This window comes from Paenibacillus roseus, assembly GCF_016424485.1.
Taxonomy (GTDB): Bacteria; Bacillota; Bacilli; order Paenibacillales; family Paenibacillaceae; genus Paenibacillus_D; species Paenibacillus_D roseus.
On record NZ_JAELUP010000065.1, the window covers coordinates 187,840 to 207,765 of the forward strand.

General features: G+C 48.8%; 18 protein-coding genes. 1 reads left to right on the plus strand and 17 read right to left on the minus strand.

Annotated features, from left to right (window positions below; genetic code table 11):
* Positions 1-56 precede the first annotated feature (56 nt).
* Positions 57-617: an RNA 2',3'-cyclic phosphodiesterase gene (gene thpR, locus JFN88_RS13045; RefSeq protein ID WP_199019727.1), complete on the plus strand. Its 561-nt coding sequence runs from the start codon at positions 57-59 to the stop codon at positions 615-617.
* 177 nt (positions 618-794) lie between these two features.
* Here the strand turns inward: thpR and glnA are convergent, their stop codons facing one another.
* From glnA to JFN88_RS13130, 17 genes are all read right to left on the minus strand, one after another.
* Positions 795-2,219, minus strand: coding sequence for a type I glutamate--ammonia ligase (glnA, locus tag JFN88_RS13050; protein WP_199019728.1), 1,425 nt, complete (start codon positions 2,217-2,219; stop codon positions 795-797).
* 362 nt (positions 2,220-2,581) lie between these two features.
* Positions 2,582-3,643, minus strand: coding sequence for a 3-deoxy-7-phosphoheptulonate synthase (gene aroF / locus JFN88_RS13055; RefSeq protein WP_199019729.1), 1,062 nt, complete (start codon positions 3,641-3,643; stop codon positions 2,582-2,584).
* A 213-nt stretch (positions 3,644-3,856) separates the two neighbouring features.
* Positions 3,857-4,807 (minus strand): 4-hydroxy-3-methylbut-2-enyl diphosphate reductase, encoded by a 951-nt coding sequence (locus tag JFN88_RS13060; protein WP_199019730.1) that lies wholly within the window; start codon positions 4,805-4,807, stop codon positions 3,857-3,859.
* A gap of 31 nt (positions 4,808-4,838) precedes the next feature.
* Positions 4,839-6,335 carry a sensor histidine kinase gene (locus JFN88_RS13065; RefSeq protein ID WP_199019731.1) on the minus strand — a complete coding sequence of 499 codons (1,497 nt, stop codon included), beginning with the start codon at positions 6,333-6,335 and terminating at the stop codon, positions 4,839-4,841.
* A 3-nt stretch (positions 6,336-6,338) separates the two neighbouring features.
* Complete coding sequence (locus tag JFN88_RS13070) at positions 6,339-7,031, minus strand: response regulator transcription factor (protein ID WP_199019732.1); 693 nt, start codon at positions 7,029-7,031, stop codon at positions 6,339-6,341.
* Between the two features lie 111 nt (positions 7,032-7,142).
* Positions 7,143-8,786 carry a S1C family serine protease gene (locus JFN88_RS13075; protein WP_199019733.1) on the minus strand — a complete coding sequence of 548 codons (1,644 nt, stop codon included), beginning with the start codon at positions 8,784-8,786 and terminating at the stop codon, positions 7,143-7,145.
* Between the two features lie 179 nt (positions 8,787-8,965).
* Positions 8,966-9,379: a YugN family protein gene (locus tag JFN88_RS13080; protein WP_199019734.1), complete on the minus strand. Its 414-nt coding sequence runs from the start codon at positions 9,377-9,379 to the stop codon at positions 8,966-8,968.
* Positions 9,380-9,435: 56 nt separating this feature from the next.
* Positions 9,436-10,101 carry a response regulator gene (locus JFN88_RS13085; protein WP_233167783.1) on the minus strand — a complete coding sequence of 222 codons (666 nt, stop codon included), beginning with the start codon at positions 10,099-10,101 and terminating at the stop codon, positions 9,436-9,438.
* Positions 10,079-11,134, minus strand: coding sequence for a sensor histidine kinase (locus JFN88_RS13090; protein WP_199019735.1), 1,056 nt, complete (start codon positions 11,132-11,134; stop codon positions 10,079-10,081). Before JFN88_RS13090 ends, JFN88_RS13085 begins: the two co-directional genes overlap by 23 nt.
* An 8-nt stretch (positions 11,135-11,142) precedes the next feature.
* Complete coding sequence (gene liaF / locus JFN88_RS13095) at positions 11,143-12,141, minus strand: cell wall-active antibiotics response protein LiaF (RefSeq protein WP_233167786.1); 999 nt, start codon at positions 12,139-12,141, stop codon at positions 11,143-11,145.
* A gap of 163 nt (positions 12,142-12,304) precedes the next feature.
* The gene (locus JFN88_RS13100; RefSeq protein WP_199019737.1) at positions 12,305-12,448 is read right to left on the minus strand and encodes a hypothetical protein; all 144 of its coding nucleotides are present in this window, start codon (positions 12,446-12,448) and stop codon (positions 12,305-12,307) included.
* Positions 12,449-12,531: 83 nt separating this feature from the next.
* Positions 12,532-13,038, minus strand: coding sequence for an RNA polymerase sigma factor (locus JFN88_RS13105; RefSeq protein WP_233167787.1), 507 nt, complete (start codon positions 13,036-13,038; stop codon positions 12,532-12,534).
* Positions 13,039-13,202: 164 nt separating this feature from the next.
* Positions 13,203-13,766, minus strand: coding sequence for a 3D domain-containing protein (locus JFN88_RS13110; RefSeq protein ID WP_269846558.1), 564 nt, complete (start codon positions 13,764-13,766; stop codon positions 13,203-13,205).
* Positions 13,767-13,826: 60 nt separating this feature from the next.
* A complete protein-coding gene (gene thrS / locus JFN88_RS13115; protein WP_199019739.1) occupies positions 13,827-15,764 on the minus strand; it encodes a threonine--tRNA ligase in 1,938 nt (645 codons plus the stop codon).
* Between the two features lie 376 nt (positions 15,765-16,140).
* Positions 16,141-17,103, minus strand: coding sequence for a putative sporulation protein YtxC (gene ytxC / locus JFN88_RS13120; RefSeq protein WP_199019740.1), 963 nt, complete (start codon positions 17,101-17,103; stop codon positions 16,141-16,143).
* Positions 17,104-17,268: 165 nt separating this feature from the next.
* Complete coding sequence (gene mqnC, locus JFN88_RS13125) at positions 17,269-18,402, minus strand: cyclic dehypoxanthinyl futalosine synthase (protein WP_199019741.1); 1,134 nt, start codon at positions 18,400-18,402, stop codon at positions 17,269-17,271.
* 359 nt (positions 18,403-18,761) lie between these two features.
* The gene (locus tag JFN88_RS13130; protein ID WP_199019742.1) at positions 18,762-19,925 is read right to left on the minus strand and encodes a trans-sulfuration enzyme family protein; all 1,164 of its coding nucleotides are present in this window, start codon (positions 19,923-19,925) and stop codon (positions 18,762-18,764) included.
* Position 19,926 lies beyond the last annotated feature (1 nt).

The window sequence follows — 19,926 nt, forward strand, 5'->3', positions numbered from 1 at the left end:
CAAGTAACTGTTTCAAAGCAATGCGCTGCAGCAACATTTTTTGAGGGAGGTCGAACATGAATCATCACACTGAACGGCTTTTTCTTGCTCTGCCCTTTGATAGCCGTGAACAAAAAGAATTTTTGAGCATGAGCGCTTCCTGGAAACATCATGCGGAGTTTCGCAAGTGGACCCATCCTGATGACAGTCATATTACGCTGCACTTTTTGGGCGATATATCGACTGAACACCAGACTCTGATCGGCCCGGCTGTCCGCAAGGCTGTAGAAGACATCACCGCCTTTAACCTCTGTTTAGACAAGACGGGAGTATTCGGGCAGCCGACTCATCCTTCAGTGCTCTGGCTCGGCCCCACACAGACACCGCCCGAACTTACCCAGCTTTATGCTGCGCTAGGACAACAGCTTCAACAATCGATTGGCTATATGCCCGAATCCAGACCATACAGTCCTCATCTGACACTGGCAAGAAAATATGCAGGTGAGGTTCCCTTCCATTATGGCCGGCTTTCAGTCCTCGAACCGTTCTGCTGGGAAGTCAGGGAGGCTGTTTTATACCGTTCGAAGCCGGGACACCATCCTATGTATGAAATTATAGAGCGCTACCCCTTCAATTAAACCTTTAGGGAGGCGGGGAGCGCTACGGGACAGAGAATTTTCACAAGAATTCCTCTGCCCCGTAGCTACTCTAACCAGTCTGTCAAGCATTTCTTTTTAACTTAGGCCCTTTATGTTTGGGGCAAACACGAAGTAGGCCCCCGCCGGGGGCCTACTTCAAAGCTTTCATTATAAAGATTAGCAACCAAAATAAAGGCTGTATTCGTGCGGATGAATACGGATCGCTACTGCTTTAGCCTCATGACGTTTTACAGCAACATAGTTGTCAATGAAGTCTTGGGAGAATACGCCGCCCTCTGTCAGGAAGCCGGAATCTGCTTCAAGAGCATCAAGCGCTTCATCCAATGTGCCCGGAACGCTGCGGATTTCTTTTTTCTCTTCATCAGACAGATCATAGATATTTTTGTCATATGGACCATAGCCAAGTGCAGAAGGATCAAGTTTACGCTTGATGCCGTCAATACCAGCTAGCAGCATTGCTGCAAATGCAAGATAAGGGTTAGCTGTGGAATCCGGCGTACGGAATTCGATGCGACAGCCTTTTGGCGTAACAGCAGCAACCGGAATACGAACTGCAGCAGAACGGTTACCTTTGGAGAATACAAGGTTAACCGGCGCTTCATAGCCAGGAACCAGACGTTTGAACGAGTTGGTGCTCGGGTTGGTCAAAGCGATCAGCGCAGGAGCGTGATGCAGAATACCGCCGATGTAATGCAGCGCCATTTCGCTCAGGTTGGCATATCCGCCTTTTTCGTAGAATAAAGGTGAATCTCCGTTAAAGATGGATTGGTGAACGTGCATTCCGCTTCCATTGTCGCCAAACAGCGGTTTTGGCATGAATGTAGCTACTTTGCCGTATTGACGCGCTACGTTATGCACAATATATTTATATTTCAACAGGTTGTCGCCTGTTTTCGTCAGTGTGTCGAAGCGGAAGTTGATTTCGCCTTGGCCCGCAGTTGCCACCTCATGGTGATGACGCTCTACGCGAAGACCGGACTCTTGCATCAGGCGAACCATCTCGCTGCGAATATCTTGTTGCGTATCTACTGGCGCTACTGGAACATAACCGCCTTTTACGCCTATTTTAAAGCCCAGGTTGCCGCCTTCTTCTTTGCGGCCAGTGTTCCATGCCGCTTCTTCGGAATCAACAGAGAAGAAAGAGGTGTTCATGGAGCTTTCATAGCGAACATCATCAAAGATGAAGAACTCGGATTCAGGAGCAAAGAATGCTGCTGTTCCAAGACCTGTGGTTTGCAGGTATTCTTCAGCCTTTTGCGCGATACTGCGCGGGTCACGGTCATAACGCTCCCCGTCTGGTGTATGAATGTTACACATAATGTTGAGTGTAGGATGATCTGTGAATGGATCAATGTAAGCTGTTTCTGTATCTGGCATCATAACCATGTCAGATTCTTCAATGCCGCGGAACCCTTCAATGGAAGAACCGTCAAAAGCCACACCGTTTTCGAACGTTTCAGCTTCCACCTCTGTAGCAGGAAGAGAAATGTGGTGTGCGCGACCTGCAAGGTCAACAAAACGGAAATCGACAAATTGAATATGATTTTCCTTGATTGTGTCTAAAACTTTTTGAACTGACATCTAATATTTCCTCCATTTCCGAACGTTAGCATTGATATGAACAGTTATTGTTCAAGTTTTGCTTTAACCATGTCGTTATTATAAAACTCTGTTTGAACCTTCGTCAATAGCTATGTAAGGTATTTTTTGAACTCATGTAAGGTATTCTCACACTTTTATTAATTAATTCACAAATTAGTCATATGTGTGGCTTGACTTTAGATTTCAAGATAATTTGGTAGCGATTACATGACATGAAAATTTATTATCCTTCCTTAAATATCATAAATTGGAACCTTCGAATCGTTTTCCGAATGTTCGTTTATGGCAGAAAAAAAGCAACCCTCGCGATTTGATTCGCTTCAAGGTTGCTTATTGTCGAATTAAATTTTCCAGGTTGCAAAGTCTTCAGCGGAAGCTTTCTCGGTGTCAAACCGTTTGCCGACGAGCGCCGCCAGTTTTTCCAGATCCTTGAGAAGCGCTGCGAACTGATCCGGGAATAGTGATTGTACTCCGTCTCCAGTCATCGAATTGTCCGGATCTGTATGCATTTCCACAATTAATCCATTCGCGCCGGCAGCGACAGAAGCCTTGGACATCGGCTCTACAAGCTCTCTGCGGCCTGTGCCATGACTCGGGTCAGAGATGACAGGCAAATGACTGAGCTGCTGCAGGACAGGAATTGCCGTCAAATCCAGTGTATTGCGCGTATATTGCTCAAAGGTGCGAATACCGCGCTCGCAGAGCATTACGTTCGGGTTGCCGCCAGCCAGAATGTACTCCGCCGCATTCAAGAATTCATCGTAAGTCGCGCTGAAACCGCGCTTGAGCAGTACAGGCGTCTTGATTGTCCCGAGTTTGCGCAACAGGTCGAAGTTCTGCATATTGCGAGTGCCCACTTGCAGAATATCTGCATACTCGGCGCAAACATCGACGTACTCCGGCGTCATGACTTCCGTAATGGTCAGCAGGTCGTGCTTCTTGCCCGCATCAGCCATCATCTTCAGCCCTTCTACGCCGACTCCCTGGAAGCTGTAAGGTCCTGTGCGCGGCTTGAATGCGCCGCCGCGCAGCACCTGACCGCCTGCTGCCTTGACCAGACGGGCAATCTCGTCAATCTGATCCGGAGACTCTACTGCACACGGGCCGCCCATGATGACGAGATTATCGCCCCCGATTTTAACCCCTTTAATATCAATAATCGTATCGTCAGGATGAAAGTCACGGCTGGCAAGCTTGTAGGATTTTGAAATTTTAATGACATTCTCTACACCCTTGAGCTGGCGCAAATGCTCGGACAGGGTGGGCTCCGCTTGGCCGATAATTCCGATTACCGTTCGGTCTGTCCCTCTGGATACATGCGCCTGCACGCCTGCATTTTCAATATGCTTAACGATTTCTCCAATACGCTCTTCTGTTGTTTCCGGTTTTATAATTACGATCATGATTACACATCTCCTTTTCACTTCAACGCTTGTTCGCTTTCAAGCTTTTATGCTTCTATGCTTTTTGGCTTTTATGCTTTTAATGGATAAAGTAAATATACAAGAAAAGACCGCCCCCGTCAACATCTAAATTCAGATTCGAACATGAACCGACTCGATGAATCAGGGACGGCAGAACGCTCAACAGTTCGATGAGCATCTGTCCTTATACGGCTACGCCTGTGTCTTGGTACGCAATTTCGGGAGCAGCTTCTGCGGATCGACCGTCCGCTTCAGCTCCCAGGTGGACGGCACAAGTGGATGATATTGCTCCAGCCAAGCAATAACCTCCTTGGTAATCGGTGTAGGCGTGGAAGCGCCGGAGGTCACGGCAACCCGCTCCACACCGTCAAGCCACTCCCGCTTCAACTCGCTCAGATCTGAAATTCGGTACGACTTGACGCCAGCAATCTCCTCGGATACTTGAGCCAGCCGATTGGAGTTGTTGCTGCGCGGATCGCCGACAACGATACACAGATCAGCCTGTCCAGCCTGCCCGGCAACAGCTTCCTGCCGCACTTGCGTGGCCAGACAAATCTCGTTATGAACTTCAGCCTGCGGATATTTATCCAGAACCCGGCTAATCAAATGTTTGATATCCCACTGCGACATGGTTGTCTGGTTAGTAACCAGAATACGATCGCCATCAAGTTCAAGCCTGTCGATTTCCTCTTCCTTCTCGATCAGGTATACATGCTCAGGGGCAATTCCGAGCGCACCCTCCGGCTCCGGATGCGCTTTTTTGCCGATATAAATAATCTTATAGCCCTCTGCCGTCTTCTCGCGGATCAGATCATGTGTTTTGGTAACATCCGGGCAAGTCGCATCAACTACAGTCAATCCTTTTTCCCTGGCCCGCTTGCGTACTTCCGGCGATACGCCATGAGCTGTAAAAATCACCGTACCCCGCTCAATTTGCTCCAATATTTCCAGGCGGTTCTCCCCGTCCAGTGTAATAACGCCCTCTCTCTCAAAGGCATCTGTCACATGCGAGTTATGGACAATCATTCCTAAAATATAAATCGGACGCGGCAGTTCGGGATTTTGGGCTGCTTGCAACGCCAGCACCATCGCATCCACAACGCCGTAGCAGTAGCCGCGCGGCGATATTTTCACAATTTCCAAGCTTGCCACCTGCTTTCCGACCGGATTTCCGTTACACCAGCTTCCGGTCTGATGGCTCCATTATACCCCAATCCATTGATCCAGGAAAGGCAACCGGGAGCCAGATAATGAAGGTCGTGCCGTCTCCCTCCCGTGTTTTGACCTCTATAGAGCCGTTATGCTCGTCAATAATCCATTTGGCAATTGACAGGCCAAGGCCTGTGCCCGCCGTCTTGCCCCGGGACAAATCGGCGCGATAAAAGCGTTCAAAGATATGAGGAATTTCGTCGGAGTTCATCCCGATTCCCGTGTCGCTTACAACAATTCCCGCCTGTTTGTCCATCACAATGGACTTGATCTCCACATGACCCTCCGGTGTGTATTTGAAGGCATTTTCTATAAAGATAAATAAGAGCTGCCGCAAATAATCGGCATTGCCCTGCACATACACACTGTCAAGCGATGAAAGGTCGTCAATTTGCAGCTCTACTGTCCGCGGCAGCAATTGGGCACGGCGGGCCACCTCTTCTACCAGCGGCAGCAGCTCTACAGACGTCTTCTCCATCACATATCCAGCGTCGGCGCGGGCGAGCGAGAGCAAATCGCTGACCAGACGGGACATCCGCTTTGCTTCGTCAGAAATATCCCGCATCGCTTCCAGGGACATTTCCGCCTTGCCCTGATGCAGCACAACCAGTTCGCCTTCCCGGTGATTGCCGCCAAGCTCCGGTTTCCACATTTTCTCCAGCAGATCGATGTTGCCGCGAATCGTCGTCAGCGGAGTTCTAAGTTCATGGGAAGCATCAGAGACAAAACGGCGCTGCGCTTTATAGGCTTCATCAAGCTCATTATAGGTCGTCTCCAGTCTCTCGAGCATTCCGTTTAACGTATCGGTCAGACGGCTCATCTCATCATTGGGATTGCCCCTTGGAATCCGGACGCTCAAGTTCGAGCCATTTTCAATTTTATTGGTTGCCTGGATCACGTTCTCAATCGGCTGGAGCGCTTTGCGGGCCAGGAACAAGCCGAAAGTAAACGCAATCATCAACGCCGCAATGGATGACGAAATCAATATGGTCTTCAAATGATTGAGCAATCGCTCCTCGCGCCCCGTATAGGCAGCTACCTGAAGCAGCCCTACCATCTCGCCGCTATCTCTCAGAATAAGCGGTCTTTGATATACCAGGAAGGAATTCCCATTAACCTCTGCGCCCACATAGCCTTCCTCCGGTTGGTTGGCCTTTCCTGGAAAAGGAAAATCGGCGCCGGCCAAATTCATCGTTGTTGTCCGGTCGTTGGTCTGATAGTTGATAACCTGAATGTAAAGCTCCTCGCCCTTGATCGTATTGGGGTTTACGTTCAGTCTCAGTCGCTCCCAAAAATCCTTGCTAGGGGAAATAACAATGCTGTTCACTTGCTGCTCAATCTGTACCTTCACCGTGCTATACGTAAAATAATGAACAAGCAGGAAGATCGATACTCCGAAGCCAATCAGCGTAATCGCCAATAGCCCGGAATACCACAGTGTCAGCCTCAGGCGAATGGACATCTATTACCCGACCTCCCCTTTTAACACGTAACCTGTGCCGCGTACCGTCTGGATCAGCCGCCTGCTGCCCCCATCCTCTGTTTTTTGCCTGAGCATGGCAATATACACCTCGAGCACATTGGACTCCCCGCTGAAGTCATATCCCCAGATTTTTTCCATAATCATCTCCCGGGTCAGCACTCTGCGCGGATTCTGCATGAACAGGTGCAGCAGGTCAAATTCCTTGCTTGTAAGCTCAAACGTCCGCCCGGAGCGAATCGCCTCTCGCGAATCAAGATCAAGCGCCAAATCCTCATAAGCGAGTCGGCTTGTGCTTTCTTCAGACTTGTCCGATTTGCGGCGCAGCAGCGCCCTTACTCTGGCCAACAGCTCCTCCAATGCAAACGGCTTCACCAAATAGTCGTCTGCCCCCAGATCGAGTCCCCGAACCCGATCCTGTACATCATCCTTGGCCGTCAGCATCAGAATCGGGACCGCACTTCCGCTTTCCCGCACTCGCTGAGCCACTTCCCAGCCATCTACCTGCGGCATCATGATGTCCAGAATGAGCAGATCAGGGTCCGCGCTCATCATCTGCTTCAGTCCTTCGATCCCGTTTGCCGCTGTAACTACCTCATAGCCTTCAAAAGCGAGACTTCTGCGAAGCAGGGATGTAATTTTTTCATCGTCGTCAACAACCATTATTTGCGGTCTCACTATCTCGTTCCCCATTCCCGTTTTTCCATCATTATATAAAAGTCCAAAGGTTATTTCAAAAGAAAAGCAGACAGGACCTTTGCCTGTCTACTTTATCTTTGATGCAGCTCATTACTGCGGTTGCTGTGGCTGCTGCGGCGCGTTAAAGGTGCTGCTGTCGCCAATTTCTACTTCCAAATTAAGCGACTTGCCGTTGCGAATAATGTTTAGCGTGATCTTGTCGCCTACTTTATTTTTCTTGATCTCGGTAATTAAATCTTCTTTGGTTTTGTAATTGGTGCCGTCAATACCGACGATGACGTCAAATTGGCGCAAATCGCCTTTATAAGCTGGAGAGTTGTAATAGACATTGGTAACCAGAGCGCCCTCCGTTGTATCCAGTCCAAGTTGCTTCGCATAATCGCTGTTAAGATCCATCAACACAGCTCCGATGAACGGTTTTGGGATTTCCTTGTTTGCTTTCAGGTTATCCAGCACCTCCTTAATTGTGCTGGTCGGAATGGCAAAGCCAATTCCTTGCGCCGACGAACTGATTGCTGTATTGATTCCGATTACTTCACCGTTCGTATTCAGCAGCGGACCGCCGGAGTTGCCCGGATTGATGGAAGCATCAGTCTGCAGCAGATGTTCATAGTTGCGGGTACCTTCATCATCGCGAATTGAAATCGGACGCTCCTTGGCGCTCAGTACGCCAACTGTTACTGTATGGTCAAAACCTTGCGGATTGCCGATAGCGACTACCCAGTCCCCGATATTAATGGAGTCGGAACTGCCAAGCTTCAGGCTAGGGAGATTATCTCCTTCGATCTTCAGAACAGCCAGGTCGAGATTGTAATCCGAGCCCAGCAACTTCGCTTCGAACGGCTTGGCGTATCCCTGAACCGTTACTTCGATTTTCGCTGCGTTAGCAATAACGTGCTGGTTCGTCAGAATGTAGCCCTCTTTCTCAAAAATAAATCCGGAGCCAAGGCCATTCTCGACAAGTCCGCCATTATTTCCATTACCATCACCATTACCATTCCCATTGTTGGTACCGCCCTGACTGGAATCCGGCGCATTGAATCCGTCGCCGAAGAACTGGCGAAAGAACGGATCCAGACCGTTGTTGTTGGAATTTGATCTGGCATTGACAAAGGTGTTGATTTTAACCACAGCCGGGCTGGACTTCTCAAAAATCGCCGCAATATTATTCGGTCTTGTGCCATCGAATGTATTGGCAGCCGAACCGCCAGGACCGGCGCTCACATTGACAGCCGGTTCGGAGTGAGATCCGGATACCGCCTCATTTCCCCCAAAGGTAAACCAATTGCGATTGTCGGCAACAGCCATCAAGCCCCCGATAACGACGATCCCTGCCATAAAGGACGCAAACATTGCACGGAATGAAGTTCTTCGCTTTTCTTTAACCTGCCAGTTGTTCTTCGGAGGCAGTGACGGAGCTTCCGGCGTATACACTCTTGAATGATCCGGCGGCGTCACCTGAACCTGCGAAGGCGGAATTGGCTGTGCGTGATCTATGAACCGGGAGGGTGAGCTGGCACTTAAGCTGTCTGGCCGTTCCTGACTCTGATCATCGGATGCCGAACGTTTGAACGGCCCGTAAGTATAGTAATACGAAGGCTTCTCTTCTTCACCCGGCGAAGCGGAATGCTCTTGCCGTCGGTCGTTGCGCTCCTGTTCACCGCCGTCGTTGTTGCTGTCAGTTGGACGTTTGCCGAAAAAATCGTCGTAAGAGTTTTTATTGTTATCGTCCATGTCTCATTCCTCCTCTATCTATTTGAACCATGATAGCCTTGTTGTTGATGTCTCTATCATGCACAAGTTACCTTAAAAGAATCTTAAAAGAAATTTAAGCCGAAATAAAAAAGAATTTCCTGTACAGACAACGGGGCTAAGCCCTGATAGACTGCAATCGAAATTCTTCACGGACGGTGTTAATTCGGGAAGAGGCGCTCCACCTGCTCCAGCTTTGTTTGGGCTTCATCCAGCCAATGCTGTTCTATTGGAGCATCGGAATCAACAGGAGATTGGAACTGATTGATCAGCCCGCCCAACGTTTGCACCTGCGCTTCCGGGTCCAAACCTTCGTTATAAACATGCTTCAGGACATAAGGCTGTCCGATTCGGATCGTAGCATCATTTACCTCTGCCTGATCATCCAGGTGGCCGTGAATGACGCTAAACGGAATGCGCAGCCAAACTTTATGCGCCTCATCCAGATAACGGTCAAAGGAGCCATGCTGGTAATCCCAATTTCCGCCGAGGGAGAATTGATGCTCCTCCAGCAGTTTCATTACATCTACGAATTCCTGTTCACGAGATTCAAGCTTGGACGATAGTGGAATCATACGGTTTTCGCTCCCCTCACAAGGTTTCTTACCAGTATGTCCAATAAAGCTCCAACTTATGTGCTGCGCACCCATCCTTTGCGATGGGCGTAGACAGCCAGTTGCGTGCGATCCTCGACTTCGCATTTCATCAGCAGGTTGCTGACATGAGTTTTGACAGTCTTGATGCCGATATGCAGCTCCTCGCCGATTTCCTTGTTATTTCGCCCTTCGGCAATGAGGTAAAGCACTTCCTTCTCCCGTTCCGTCAAATTTTCATCCGAGCCCTGCGCTGTCCGCTGCCTAAGTCCTCTGGTCAGAGCTTGAGACACATCGGAAGTCATTACCGGCATTCCTTTTACCGCTCCATTCAAAGCATAGATGAGTTCCTCTGCAGATACCGTCTTCAGCACATAGCTGACAGCACCGGCTTCAATTGCGGCTACAACCTTCTCATCCTCGAGAAAACTTGTGAGCATGACGATTTTCAGTGCGGGATATTGGGCAATCATCGCCTTGGTCGTATCCACCCCATCCATTACCGGCATCATGAGATCCATCAGTACAACCTGCGGCCGCTGTTCCTCCGGGCATTTCGCAATCCAATGAAGCGCTTCCTGTCCGTTGGAAGCTTCTCCAACAACCTCAAAACGGGGCTCCAACATTAAATATGTCCGCAAACCCGCTCTGACCATATCGTGATCGTCGACAATCATAATTTTAGATATCTCGTTCTGACTCATGCGCACTCTCCTCTTTGCGGATTAATTTGGGAATCGTCACTCGTATCCTTGTACCCCCGCCCGGCTTGCTTATAATTTCGGCATCCCCGCCAAGCCGCTGTGCCCGCTCTCTCATTGTCGACAAACCGTACGACCCTCGTTCGACCTGGTCGGGTCTGAATCCTGCTCCGTCATCCTGAAGGATCAGTATAAACTGACGCTCGGTTTCGCTGATGGTCAACGTAGCTTTGCGGGCTTCAGCGTGCTTGACAATATTGGCCATCCCCTCCTGAATGATCAGGAAAAACTGATGTTCCTTTGCTTCAGATAGCTGCTCCGTAAGCTGCCACTCCAGAACCCCCTGCAATCCGTTTTGCCTGCAGTAATCGGGAAACCACTTGTCAAGAGCTTGCTGTAGGGATCGTCCTTCCAATTCCAAAGGACGAAGCTTGGCAATGAGACCACGCATCTGCTTCTGAGCAAGAGAGGACATCTGAATAAGCTGGTTCATGACCTCTCCTGCACGGTCCGGATTCAGTTCGAGCAACTTGGGCAGCGAAGAAGCGGACATATGAATGGCAAATAGCTGCTGGCTGACCGTATCGTGCAGATCACGCCCCAGGCGCTTGCGCTCCTCCATCACCGCCGCTTCTACCGAGGCCGCCCCTCTCATTACCTGTTCTTCGCCGACCTGTTGAATAATTTGCAATCTCTCTTCCATCGCAGCCACCATGACATTAAACTCCCGATATGCGGACGTAAATGAACTTCTCCCGTCTTCCGGCAGTCGCACTCCCAAATTGCCGTTTGCAGCTTGCTTAAGCGCCACATGCAGCGTATCGATATGTCTCAAGACGCGTTGCGCGGCCCAGTAGCCCGCCCCGATGTTGAGCAGCAATATTAATGCAATGGATATCAGATGCTTGTCACTCGGCCTGATCGAATCGGGCAGCCAGGACGGCAGGCCGTTGTACAAAATCAGCGAGACCGCTGCCGCTACAATAAAGAAAAGAATGAGCTCCCATTTGGAACTCCTTAATAAACGAACAACCACAAATGATCTCACCCCACCTTGGTCGCAACGACATCACCGATAAAACTGCTGACGACCAGCCGGATTTTTTTGTCACAATCTTCGTAGGCCGGACTGTAAACATTGGTGTTGCGGAACATCCCGCCGTCCCTACGATCCATCACTTTAGTATCGCCGATAAATGTACTGGTCACCACATTAATGCCTACGTCGTAATCATTCGGCAGAAAAATCTTCACATCTCCGATAAAGGAAGAAATGGTCAGCTTCGTCTCGCCGTAAGGAATTTCAGCTTTGGTCAGATCAATAACCGTATCCCCAATGAAATGAGAGATATTCATCGGTCGCAGCTCAAAATAGTCTGAGCCGACGTATATATCCCCGATAAAGCCAGAGCGGTTTTGCGCTCCCGGATCCGAATTCCACCACTCTGTGCGTCCATGATCATGGTGGTGATCATGATGTTTCTTGTAATTTTTATATTCTTTTTTGTAATGCTTATATTTTTCTTTGTAAGATTTATAGTCGTCCATATGAGAATCTTCTGTAAAAGGCTCGTAATAATCTTCCTGCTGCGAAGATGTATGTGCTCCCGGCCTAGTTGGATCAGGATGAAGCGGCGGCGGCGGCGGAATCGGCGAGTGCTTCGGATACGACTGCCAGTTATCGTTATCTTGCGTTTGTGGCCGGCTACTACGCTTTGTCTTAAAAATCATTTTTAATCCGAATAAAATGACCACGACCGGTATCGCATAACGGATGATATCCCCAATGGAAAAAAAACGGTAACCGATTGTGCCGGAAAGGAAGTGCACGCCCAGAACAATCAGAATAATCCCCCACCAGCCTGAACCGCCCCGCTTGAACAAGGCATCAATCCCGATCAAAATTAATATAACCGGCCAAAAAGTAGAGATTATATGTCCGAGCGTAAATCCTCCCCAGCCGAATTGTCCCATAAGCAAATTAAGCCCGACAAACACAATGATAAGTCCCCATAAAAAACGTCTAAAAAAATGACTGTTCATACGATCTGCCTCCATCACACTGATTAAAGATTGATTACTTGTAGTATAGCCGACAGAATGACTTGTTTAAAACGGACGCAGGTTTGAAATTAGCCTCCGTCTGAAGACGGAGGAGTTGCAAAAAGAGACCGAGTCATCCGACTCGGCCCCGTGTAGAAAATCCTTATTTATTTACGTTTTCAGTAGCAGCTCTAGCAGCCTGTTTAGTCGTGCTTTGTTGCTGATTCAATTCTTCAGCAGCAAATTCGGCATTGTACTGATTATTGTTTTGGTTGTTCAATTTGTTGTTTTTGTTGTTCTTAGCCATGGTTCATTCACCTCCCCGTCCTTAACTAGTATGGAAGATCGGGGAAGCCTTTATGTAAAACAACAAAGATACAATTTGCGGAATTAAATCCAATGTTTGAGACGTTCGCGACTTCGATGAATCCGTGCTTTTACTGTACCAAGCGGTAAATTCATTGCATCTGCAATTTCCTGATCTTTAAAGCCGTAATAGAACTTATAGAGCATCATTGTTCTGGAACGAGGGTCCAATGCTCCAAGCAGTTCAGAAATCTCCAATAACAATTCCGCCTCAGTTGGAGAAGATGATGATGGCTCCTGAGGTTCAAACCATCCAGTCGATGACTTGCCGTTACGACGGTTCACATTATAAGCGACATTTGCTGTAATGGTCTTGGCCCACGCGGTCAGCTTACTCTCTTCCCTGAGCGTATCTTGCTTCGACAATATCCGCACCCACGCCTCTTGCACGACATCATGAGCATCCGATTTGTTACGGACTTTGGAGTAAGCAACACGAGTCATCTGATTATACAAATCTCGCAGTAAAATCTCGTATTGTTCAAGCTCCATCCCCATCGGATCATGACTTTGAGACAACCATTTTCTCATCCATACCGCCTCGCAGCTGATAACATTTACAATTCGATATAAATTATACCACAAAAAACCAGAAAAAAAAAGAAGATTTGTCGTTAATTGTTCAAAACTTTTTCTTGCGACAATCTTCCTATTAAAATTTGATATAAGCTAAGTCCTTTGGCCCATGCGGCCTCTTAACTGGCAAACATGGATTGCGGAATGCGCTGCTCTGCTTTTACAACCTGGTTGATTTTCTGGAGCCATGCTTCCGTCATTTTTCCATCGCCTTGATGAATCACTTGTACAGTAACGGAGCGCTTGCCCCATTCCTTATATACCTGCTTAATCGTCTCGAAATAGAGATCAATTTTATGTCCCTTTATTGCCGATCCAGTATCCGCCACAACGCCATAGCCGTATCCGGGAATATACAAAATGCTTCCGATCGGAAATACCTTCGGATCAGCGGCAATCGTAGATACATAATCCCGTCTGACTTTGACCCCGCTGTAGGTAATGCCATATCCAGGATTCCCCGGTCTCTTTCCTGTTGATTCAACACCTGCGGTATAGCCTGTTGCCATTACCTCAACTGATCGGGCATTGCCATGATTCGGATTGCTGTCAAAGGGCAGTAGCCCTTGCCCGGCCACAAAGCCGGATGATGCCATCGCCACTAAGGGCTGAGTGACAATAACTATAGCTGCAATAAAAAGCAAACTTGCTTTTTTCAAAAGGTAAACATTCATGCTTCTCATTCTGGAGAGTCCCCCCTGCATAGAAGGTTCCCCCCAGAAGAGCGCAATTATACCGTCAGCTTAAATCTCTTTGTTATGGATTTCCTGTTGAAGTTGTCCGGCTAGTTCTTCCACGGATTTGGAGCCGATATCTCCCTCGCCGCGTTTGCGGATCGATACAGAGCCACTGCCCGCTTCATTTTCACCGACAATCAGCATATACGGAACTTTCTCAAGCTGGGCTTCGCGAATCTTATAACCAAGCTTTTCATTGCGCAGATCAGTTTCCACACGAATACCCGCAGCCTGCAACTGTTCTTCCACTTGTTTTACATAGTCTGCGTACGCCAGTGAAACGGGAATCACACGGGCCTGGACCGGAGACAGCCAGAGCGGAAGAGCGCCTGCAAAGTTTTCCAACAAGAACGCTGTCATTCGCTCCATTGTGCTGATAATGCCCCGGTGGATAACGACCGGACGATGTTTTTTCCCATCATCGCCGACATATTCCAATTCAAAACGCTCCGGCAGCAAGAAGTCCAGCTGCGCTGTCGACAATGTCTCTTCCTTGCCTAGCGCGGTCTTGATCTGAACGTCCAGTTTAGGTCCGTAGAACGCTGCTTCTCCCTCCGCCTCAAAGAACGGCAGTCCAAGCTCCTCCACAACTTCGCGAAGCATTCTTTGAGACATTTCCCACATCTCGTCGTTCTGGAAATACTTCTCGGTATCCTTAGGATCACGGTAAGATAGACGAAAGCGGTATTCCTTGATGCCAAAGTCTTCATACACCTTGCGGATCAACTGGATAACACGGGAGAATTCTTCCTTGATTTGATCCGGACGACAGAAGATATGCGCGTCATTCAGTGTCATAGCGCGTACACGATGGAGTCCTGTCAATGCGCCTGACATCTCGTAGCGGTGCATCGTTCCAAGCTCTGCAATACGGATCGGCAGATCGCGGTAGCTTCGCATGTCGCTCTTGTACACCATCATATGGTGCGGACAGTTCATCGGGCGCAGCACCAGTTCCTCATTGTCCATTTCCATCTTGGGGAACATATCCTCGGAGTAGTGCTCCCAGTGGCCAGAAATTTTATACAACTCGACATTCGCCAGCACAGGCGTGTAGACGTGGTCGTAGCCGAGTTTTTCTTCCAGGTCCACAATATAACGTTCCATAGTACGGCGCAATTTGGCGCCGTTAGGCAGCCAAAGCGGGAGACCTTGCCCGACCTCGCGAGAGAAAGTGAACATTTTCAGTTCGCGTCCGAGCTTTCTGTGATCACGCTTTTTCGCTTCCTCCAGGAAGTGCAAATGCTCATCAAGCTGGGCCTTTTTCGGGAATGCAGTACCGTAAATCCGCTGCAGCATTTTGTTCTTGGAATCGCCTCTCCAGTAAGCGCCGGCCACACTGAGCAGCTTGAATGCTTTGATGCGTCCAGTGGACGGCAAATGCGGACCACGGCACAGGTCAAAAAATTCGCCCTGGTCATAAATGGTCAGCACTGAAGATTCCGGCAAATCGCGGATCAGTTCCAGCTTCAATGGATCTTCAAGCTCCGTAAAAATAGCAATGGCTTCGTCCCGACTGACAACACGCCGACGGATATCGAGATTTTCTTTTGTAATTTTGTCCATTTCCTTTTCGATCTTCTCCAGATCGTCAGGCGTGAGCGATTGCTCCATGTCGATATCATAATAGAAGCCATCTTCGATAACCGGGCCAATTCCCAGCTTAACAGCCTTTTCTCCATAGATGCGTTTAATGGCCTGCGCCATCAAGTGAGCGGTACTGTGACGATAAACCTCCAGTCCATCCTCTGAATCAAGAGTTACAATTTCAATCTTGTCCTGGTCTTCAATCGGCGCATACAGGTCAACAACCTTGCCGTTAATTTTACCGGCCACAGCATTCTTCTTCAGACCGGAGCTAATCGATCCCGCTACATCCTCAATTGTTGCTCCTGCCTCATATTCGCGGACCGCGCCATCGGGCAATGTAATTTGAATAGACATTTTTTCATAATCCTCCCTTTGTACAAATGCAAAAAAGCCCCCGCCCCGTAAAGGGACGAGCGCTTGATACTCTCGTGGTTCCACCCTCATTTAATACAACAGTAGCACAAAGCCGCTCTTGTATCCTTGAGCCATCTGTTAACGGAGATGAACCGTTATAGTCTACCACTCTGTCCAAGAGCTTCAACTATCCAGCTACAAAGGGGTAGCATCTGCCGTGTCATCGGGGGGAAATCGCAGCCAAGTTTCCTCTCTCTGAGCCGTGTCTTCGGCAAGCCGTGTCTTTGTCCTCGCTGTTGCAGACTCCACAAAAAGTGAAGATCCTATATGCTTCCCATTATACTTGGCCGCTTTCCATCTAGTCAATAGCTCGACATCAGATTTCACTGCTGTACGGGGCTTCCCCGATTACGGAACCTGCCGTCTCCATTTGTTCGAAAAATCTGCTGCAATTGCCACAGCCGCTGCATACCTGCACCCGATCCCCGAATATGGATTCAATTGTACGAATAACCTGCTGGTTGGCAGAGCGGGTATGGATCAGGATTTGTCTCGGCGAGGCGGCAATCAGGGTACTGACAACCCGGTCCTCCACATTCATTTCAGCTTCCAGCATATCCGCTACAATGCGATCGGAATTGCGATATTCAAGCGGCAGCAGCTGAGAGTTGCACAACTGAAACTGTCCATCATCCATTTGGAACAGATGAACCACCGATGTCTTCGTATCTTGCATGGCGACAAAATAACGAAGCAGCGAAATAAAATCCTGATACTGCTTCTCCATAACATATTCGTCAATTGCGTACTCGGCCGTTTCCCTCAGAGTGTCCCAATAACTTGCAAGACGAAACGTTATAAATCCATGCACATGTACAGTTGTGTTCAAACTCAAAAATTCCCCAAGCTCTTCAGATATTTTATTATGACGCTTTCGCCAGTCAGCGAGCTGCTCTTCATTTATAGACAAAGGCTCATGGTTCTCACCGTACAAGAGCTCCCTGCTGATTGACTCAATTTTTTGCAGCTCCGTAGTGTCCGTGTAGCCGGATTCCTTGTGCAGCAATGAGCGCAGCAATGCGGGCTCCAACTCATACAATATATAATCCGCGATGCCTTTAGCCGCTTGACGGATAACATCCGCTCTGGCCAGCGACTGCGAAGAATTGCCCGGCAGCTCGAAGCAGCTTATTCGTCCCTTCTCCGCATCAATATCCCACCCCAGTATATCTGAACCTGCAGCCATATGTAACGGTGCGAATGCTTCACTTAAATAACGGGACAGCTTCCAAACCTCCTGCTCATTGGAGGGCAGCAAACAAGCAGTAAACAGTTCCATATCCACACTCCCCTTCTTCATATTCAGTATATGGTCCAAAGATGCCGGATATACGATGAAGGATGTGGCAACAGGAGAGGAGTGTGGACAAGCTCCCCAATAAAAATAACCAGTAAAATCACTCCGAATTGAGCCGAGTGACTTTACTGGTTATAGAAGTGTACCCTAGTTCTGCATCACGAAATCCTGCTTTACGCTATCATTTTCATAATAGGTCTTCAAAATTTCATAACGGGTATTGCGTTGTGCAGGCACTTTGCCAGCTTCACGGATGAGCTTTAAGATCAGTTCAATATTGACTTTATGCGTCGTGCCCGCAGCGGAAACGACATTCTCCTCAATCATTGTGCTGCCGAAGTCATTGCAGCCATAGGATAGCGACAGCTTGCCGACCTCTGGTCCCATCGTAACCCAGGAAGATTGGAAATTGGCAATATTATCAAGCGTAATCCGGCTGATCGCCAGTGTCTTCAAGTATTCCTCCGGCGTAGCCTTCTCCCGCTTCATATTCGTATTGTCCGGCTGGAATGTCCATGGAATAAATGCCAGGAATCCCTTTGAATCATAGCCGTTTGCCATACACTCATCCTGGGCATCGCGCACACGGTGCAGGTGGAGCGCCCGCTCCTCCATCTCTTCGCCGAAGCCAATTACCATCGTCGCGGTCGTATTCATGCCGATTCTGTGGGCAATCTTCATAACGTCCATCCAGTCCGTCCATGAGCCCTTCAAGCGGCTGATCTTGCGTCGGGTACGGTCATCCAGAATTTCTGCGCCTCCTCCAGGGAGCGAATCAAGGCCTGCTACATGAATCTGGCGAATGACCTCCTCCAGAGACAGTCCGTCAGAAACATCCTTCATCTTATGAATCTCCGCAGGCGAGAAAGAGTGCATCGTAATTTCCGGGAATCGCTGCTTGATTCCGCGCAACAGATCTGTATAATAAGAAAATTTCAGGTTTGGATTCGTCCCGCCTTGCATCAGAATCTCTGTTCCGCCTACATCGATAGTTTCCTGAATTTTACTGAAAATCAACTCATCCGGCAGCACATAACCTTCGGGAGATCCAGGTTTGCGGTAAAAGGCGCAAAACCGGCAATACACGTCGCATACATTCGTATAGTTTATATTGCGGCCCACTACAAAAGTGGTAATCGGCTCCGGATGATGCCTCAGCATAATTTGATTGGCCGCATGGCCCATTTTCTCAATCTGGTCCGATTCAAACAGCGTAATTGTATCTTCCAGTGTCAGTCTTTGCCCTTGCAGCGCTTTATTTAGTATACCGTCAATAGTCATTTGTACAGCACTCCTTCCTTCAATCCCGTTCCTGCATTTATAAAGATAAGTCAAATCATTCGGCTCTTTCTTAACATGCTGGATTCTGCCAAATGAGCTGGTGAAGAGATGAAGGGTTTCTGGAGAAGCGACAGCGTTTGCCTTTAAAGACCGATTTCTTACTTATGGAACCTGTAATCGAAGAAATCGGTCTTTAACAGCAATCGGAAGAAACCCTTCATCTCACAGCCTTTTGCTCGAAATCAGCTTTTAATAAAAACCAAAAGCATAATGACGTTTGCTTTTTAAACCAAGCCCATAAAATCAGTGTAACACAAATGGCGAACCCCCGTCACGCACAGGGATTCGCCATTTTAAGCCTAGGAACGCAAGGATTGTGCCAAATCATGAATAAGATCGTCGATATCTTCAAGTCCTACGGAATAGCGCAGCAGACCGTCGGTAATTCCCCGTTCATGGCGTACTTCCTTTGGCATCGCGGCATGAGACATCATCGCTGGGTAGGAAAGAATGCTCTCTACAGCACCCAGGCTGACAGCAACGATCGGAATCTTCACTTTGTTCAGCACTTCCTTGGCTCGGTCACCGCTTCCTACATCAAAGGATACCACTGCACCATAGCCGCGAGATTGCTTCTCATGAATTTCCCGGCCCGTATGCCCCTCTAGTCCAGGATAGAACACCTGGCTGATTTCTGGCTGCTCCACAAGCCAATGGGCCAGTTTGTGCGCTGCCTGCTCGCTATGCGCCATACGCGCTTGCAGCGTCTTCATGCCGCGCATCAGCAGCCACGAATCCTGTGGTCCGAGTACAGTGCCCAGTCCGTTCTGAAGCTGCTTCACACGGCGGCCAAGACTATCGTCAGCTGTCACGATCAGACCGGCCAGCACATCACTATGACCGCTCAGGAACTTGGTTGCGCTGTGCAGGACCAAGTCTACCCCGAGTTCGATCGGGCGCTGATGATATGGCGTCATGAACGTGTTGTCCAGCATTGTCAGCAGACGATGCTCCTTCGCCCAGGCAGTAACCGCTGCGATATCGGTAATTTTCAGTGTCGGATTGGATGGCGTCTCCATCAGCACCGCTTTCGTGTTTGGCTTGAGCGCCGCCTTGACTGCATCTAGATCCGTCATATCCACAAAAGTAGTTTCAATATTCAAGCGGTTCAGTACGGTCGTCAACAAGCGGTACGTTCCCCCGTAGACATCCTCGGTAACAATGACATGGTCGCCTGCCGAAAGCAGCAGGAAAGCTGTCGATATTGCCGCCATCCCGGAAGCAAACGCAAAACCGCGTGTACCGCCTTCAATCAACGCGATATAATCCTCCAGAGCTTGTCTGGTCGGGTTGCCGGAACGGCTGTAATCAAACTCGGGCGGATTAAAAATATCTTCATGATGGAAGGTGGAAGCTTGATAAATCGGCACGCTGGAGGCGCCCGTCGTCTTATCAATTGCTCCACCGAAATGTATTAGTTTGGTAGCAAACTGCTTGTCCCGATTTTCTCCTGTATAGCTCATG

Bases quoted from the DNA above. Each gene is read 5' to 3' on its own strand.
- thrS (WP_199019739.1), bottom strand. From the start codon at position 15,764: ATGTCTATTCAAATTACATTGCCCGATGGCGCGGTCCGCGAATATGAG.
- ytxC (WP_199019740.1), bottom strand. From the start codon at position 17,103: ATGGAACTGTTTACTGCTTGTTTGCTGCCCTCCAATGAGCAGGAGGTT.
- JFN88_RS13110 (WP_269846558.1), bottom strand. From the start codon at position 13,766: ATGAGAAGCATGAATGTTTACCTTTTGAAAAAAGCAAGTTTGCTTTTT.
- mqnC (WP_199019741.1), bottom strand. From the start codon at position 18,402: ATGACTATTGACGGTATACTAAATAAAGCGCTGCAAGGGCAAAGACTG.
- JFN88_RS13085 (WP_233167783.1), bottom strand. From the start codon at position 10,101: ATGAGTCAGAACGAGATATCTAAAATTATGATTGTCGACGATCACGAT.
- glnA (WP_199019728.1), bottom strand. From the start codon at position 2,219: ATGTCAGTTCAAAAAGTTTTAGACACAATCAAGGAAAATCATATTCAA.
- thpR (WP_199019727.1), top strand. From the start codon at position 57: ATGAATCATCACACTGAACGGCTTTTTCTTGCTCTGCCCTTTGATAGC.
- JFN88_RS13075 (WP_199019733.1), bottom strand. From the start codon at position 8,786: ATGGACGATAACAATAAAAACTCTTACGACGATTTTTTCGGCAAACGT.
- aroF (WP_199019729.1), bottom strand. From the start codon at position 3,643: ATGATCGTAATTATAAAACCGGAAACAACAGAAGAGCGTATTGGAGAA.
- JFN88_RS13100 (WP_199019737.1), bottom strand. From the start codon at position 12,448: ATGGCTAAGAACAACAAAAACAACAAATTGAACAACCAAAACAATAAT.
- JFN88_RS13065 (WP_199019731.1), bottom strand. From the start codon at position 6,335: ATGTCCATTCGCCTGAGGCTGACACTGTGGTATTCCGGGCTATTGGCG.
- liaF (WP_233167786.1), bottom strand. From the start codon at position 12,141: ATGAACAGTCATTTTTTTAGACGTTTTTTATGGGGACTTATCATTGTG.
- JFN88_RS13130 (WP_199019742.1), bottom strand. From the start codon at position 19,925: ATGAGCTATACAGGAGAAAATCGGGACAAGCAGTTTGCTACCAAACTA.
- JFN88_RS13080 (WP_199019734.1), bottom strand. From the start codon at position 9,379: ATGATTCCACTATCGTCCAAGCTTGAATCTCGTGAACAGGAATTCGTA.
- JFN88_RS13105 (WP_233167787.1), bottom strand. From the start codon at position 13,038: ATGAGAAAATGGTTGTCTCAAAGTCATGATCCGATGGGGATGGAGCTT.